Source organism: Pseudomonas sp. HMSC057H01, assembly GCF_001836405.1.
Taxonomy (GTDB): Bacteria; Pseudomonadota; Gammaproteobacteria; order Pseudomonadales; family Pseudomonadaceae; genus Pseudomonas; species Pseudomonas aeruginosa.
Window position 1 is genome coordinate 1,749 of the sequence record NZ_KV828482.1, and the last position, 3,807, is coordinate 5,555.

The following is a 3,807-nucleotide window of genomic DNA, read 5'->3' on the forward strand; positions in this document are numbered from 1 at the left end:
CCAGGCCACCCTGCGCGCCTGCGGCGAGCTGGAAGCCCAGGCCGGGCGCCTGCGGCACCTGGTGGACAGCTTCAAGATCTGAGCCCGTCCGTCCCACAGGCCAGCTAACCGCGAAGCGGTTAGTCGGCGATCATCCAGCCCCCATGAAAAAGGCGCCCGCGGGCGCCTTTTTCATGGCCTGGCGCTCAGCGCCGCTTCTTCCCGCCCATCAACGAGCCGAGCAGGCCACGCACCAGCTCCCGGCTCAACTGGTTGGCCGCCTGGCGCATGGCGCTCTTCACCGTCGAATTGGACAGCAGGCTGCCGAGAATCTGCCCGGCCATGCCGCCGACGCCGGACGCGCTTTCCTGCTGTGCAGGCGCCTGGCCCTGCACCTCGGGCTTGGCGTCCGCCTTGCTCGCCAGCACCTCGTAGGCCGACTCGCGATCGATCGGCTGGTCGTAGCGCCCCTTCAACGGCGACCGCTGGACCAGTTCGGCGCGTTCGCTGTCGCTCAGCGGGCCGATCCGCGAATAGGGCGGCGCCACCGCGACGCGCTGGACCATGGCCGGCGTGCCCTTTTCCTCCAGGGTGCCGACCAGCGCCTCGCCGATACCCAGTTCGGTCAGCACCCCCAGGGTGTCGAACGCCGGGTTCGGGCGGAAACCGTCGGCCACCGCGCGCAGCGATTTCTGTTCCTTGGCGGTGAAGGCGCGCAGGCCATGCTGGATACGCAGGCCGAGCTGGGCCAGGACATCGTCCGGCAGGTCGCCCGGCGACTGGGTGACGAAGTACACCCCGACGCCTTTCGAGCGGATCAGCCGGACCACCTGTTCCAGGCGGTCGCGCAAGGCTTTCGGCGTGCCGTTGAACAGCAGGTGGGCCTCGTCGAAGAACAGTGCCAGCACCGGCTTGTCGGCATCGCCGCGCTCCGGCAGTTGCTCGAACAGCTCGGCCAGCAGCCAGAGCAGGAAAGTCGCGTAGACCTTCGGCGCCTCGTGCACCAGGCGGCTGGCGTCGAGCAGGTGGATGCGCCCCCGCCCGTCCGGCTCGGGGCGGAGGATGTCTTCCAGTTGCAGGGCAGGCTCGCCGAAGAAGGCCTCGGCGCCCTGCTGCTCCAGAGTGGCCAGGCGGCGCAGCAGCGCCTGCCCGGAAGCGCCGGTGAACAGCGCCCGGTCCTCGCCGAGGATCTCCGGATTGTCCTTCAGGTGGTTGAGCAGCGCCTTCAGGTCCTTCAGGTCGAGCAGCAGCAGGCCTTCCCGGTCGGCCACCTGGAAGGCGGCGAACAGCGCGGCCTGCTGGCTATCGGTCAACTCCAGGAGGTTGGCCAGCAGCAGCGGGCCCATCTCGCTGATGGTGGTGCGCAACGGGTGGCCGGTCTTCCCGGCGATGTCCCAGAGCGTGGTCGGGTAGGCCTTCGGCTGGTAGTTCAGCCACGGCATGCTGGCGATGCGTTCGGCGACCTTGCCCTGCGGGTTGCCCGGCGCGGCGATGCCGCACAGGTCGCCCTTGATGTCGGCGGCGAACACCGCGACACCGGCATCGCTGAAGGATTCGGCGAGGTGCTGCAAGGTCACCGTCTTGCCGGTACCGGTGGCGCCGGCGATCAATCCATGACGGTTGGCCAGGCGCCAGGCCTGCCCTACCGGCTGGCCATCGGGGCCAGCGCCGATCAACAACTCATTCGCTTGCGACATCCATTCATCCTCGGGACTAAAGCTCCGGCACGCTGTGCCGACAGTAAGGGAAAGCCCTTGTACAACGGGGCTTCCAGCGGAACCCGCGTACCAATATGCGCGGGTTCCCGCGAAGGGCGTCGGGCCAGCGCATCGACCCGATCTGGCCGTCCAGCTTCAGCGAAGACCTTCGGGCCTTGCTGAGACAGGAAAAATCGCCATCGTATCCGTATCACGCATTCTTCGGAGCCACCCAGGGAACCGTGGCTTCGTGGCACAAGGCCGTGCCTGGGTCGACGGACTACCCACCCGCGCGACCCGCCCGACGCTGCAAGGCGTACGGAAAGCCCCTGCGCCCGCGGAACGGTCGCAGGGGTCTGGTCAAAGACTGGCGCTACATACTCCTGGACGCAATACAACATGATCAAAAGTCTGAAGTTCAGCCACAAGATCCTCCTCGCGGCCTCCCTCGTGGTGTTCGCCGCTTTCGCACTGTTCACCCTCTACAACGATTACCTGCAGCGCAACGCGATCCGCGAGGACCTCGAAAGCTACCTGCGGGAAATGGGTGACGTGACCTCCAGCAACATCCAGAACTGGCTCGGTGGCCGTCTGTTGCTGGTCGAGCAGACCGCCCAGACCCTGGCCCGCGACCACAGCCCGGAAGCCGTCAGCGCCCTGCTCGAACAGCCGGCCCTGACCTCGACCTTCAGCTTCACCTACCTCGGCCAGCAGGACGGCGTCTTCACCATGCGCCCGGACAGCCCGATGCCGGCCGGCTACGATCCGCGCAGCCGGCCCTGGTACAAGGACGCCGTAGCGGCCGGCGGCCTGACCCTGACCGAGCCCTACGTCGACGCCGCCACCCAGGAACTGATCATCACCGCGGCGACGCCGGTGAAGGCCGCCGGCAACACCCTCGGCGTGGTGGGCGGCGACCTCAGCCTGAAGACCCTGGTACAGATCATCAATTCGCTGGACTTCAGCGGCATGGGCTACGCCTTCCTGGTCAGCGGCGACGGCAAGATCCTGGTGCACCCGGACAAAGAGCAGGTGATGAAGACCCTGAGCGAGGTCTACCCGCAGAACACGCCGAAGATCGCCACCGGTTTCAGCGAGGCCGAATTGCACGGGCATACCCGCATCCTCGCCTTTACCCCGATCAAGGGCCTGCCTTCGGTGACCTGGTACCTGGCGCTGTCCATCGACAAGGACAAGGCCTACGCCATGCTCAGCAAGTTCCGCGTCTCGGCCATCGCCGCCGCGCTGATCTCCATCGTCGCCATCCTGGTCCTGCTCGGCCTGCTGATCCGCCTGCTGATGCAGCCGCTGCACCTGATGGGTCGTGCCATGCAGGACATCGCCCAGGGCGAGGGCGACCTGACCAAGCGCCTCGCCGTGACCAGCCGCGATGAATTCGGCGTGCTCGGCGATGCCTTCAACCAGTTCGTCGAGCGGATCCATCGCTCGATCCGGGAAGTCGCCGGGACCGCGCACAAACTGCACGACGTCTCGCAACTGGTGGTGAACGCCTCGAACTCTTCGATGGCCAACTCCGACGAGCAGTCCAACCGCACCAACAGCGTCGCCGCGGCGATCAACGAACTCGGCGCCGCCGCCCAGGAAATCGCCCGCAACGCCGCCGATGCCTCGCACCATGCGTCCGACGCCAACCACCAGGCCGAGGACGGCAAGCAGGTGGTCGAGCAGACCATCCGCGCGATGAACGAGCTTTCCGAGAAGATCAGCGCCTCCTGCGCCAACATCGAGGCCCTCAACAGCCGCACGGTGAACATCGGCCAGATCCTCGAGGTGATCAAGGGCATCTCCGAGCAGACCAACCTGCTTGCCCTCAACGCCGCCATCGAAGCCGCCCGCGCCGGCGAGGCCGGGCGCGGCTTCGCGGTGGTCGCCGACGAGGTGCGCAACCTGGCCCACCGCGCCCAGGAATCGGCGCTGCAGATCCAGAAGATGATCGAAGAGCTGCAAGTCGGCGCCCGCGAGGCGGTGGCCACCATGACCGAAAGCCAGCGCTACAGCCTGGAGAGCGTGGAGATCGCCAACCGTGCCGGCGAAAGCCTGGGCAGCGTGACCCGGCGGATCGGCGAGATCGACGGGATGAACCAGTCGGTGGCCACCGCCACCGAGGAAC

2 protein-coding genes are annotated in these 3,807 nt (G+C 67.0%); one reads left to right on the plus strand and one right to left on the minus strand.

Annotation, left to right across the window (positions count from 1 at the left end; all coding sequences use genetic code 11):
• Positions 1-185: 185 nt before the first annotated feature.
• Positions 186-1,676 carry a helicase HerA-like domain-containing protein gene (locus HMPREF2581_RS18235; RefSeq protein ID WP_003093869.1) on the minus strand — a complete coding sequence of 497 codons (1,491 nt, stop codon included), beginning with the start codon at positions 1,674-1,676 and terminating at the stop codon, positions 186-188.
• Positions 1,677-2,075: 399 nt separating this feature from the next.
• Here HMPREF2581_RS18235 and pctA point away from each other — a divergent pair.
• Positions 2,076-3,807: methyl-accepting chemotaxis protein PctA (pctA, locus tag HMPREF2581_RS18240; protein ID WP_070867358.1), on the plus strand; the 1,732-nt coding region annotated here is incomplete at its 3' end.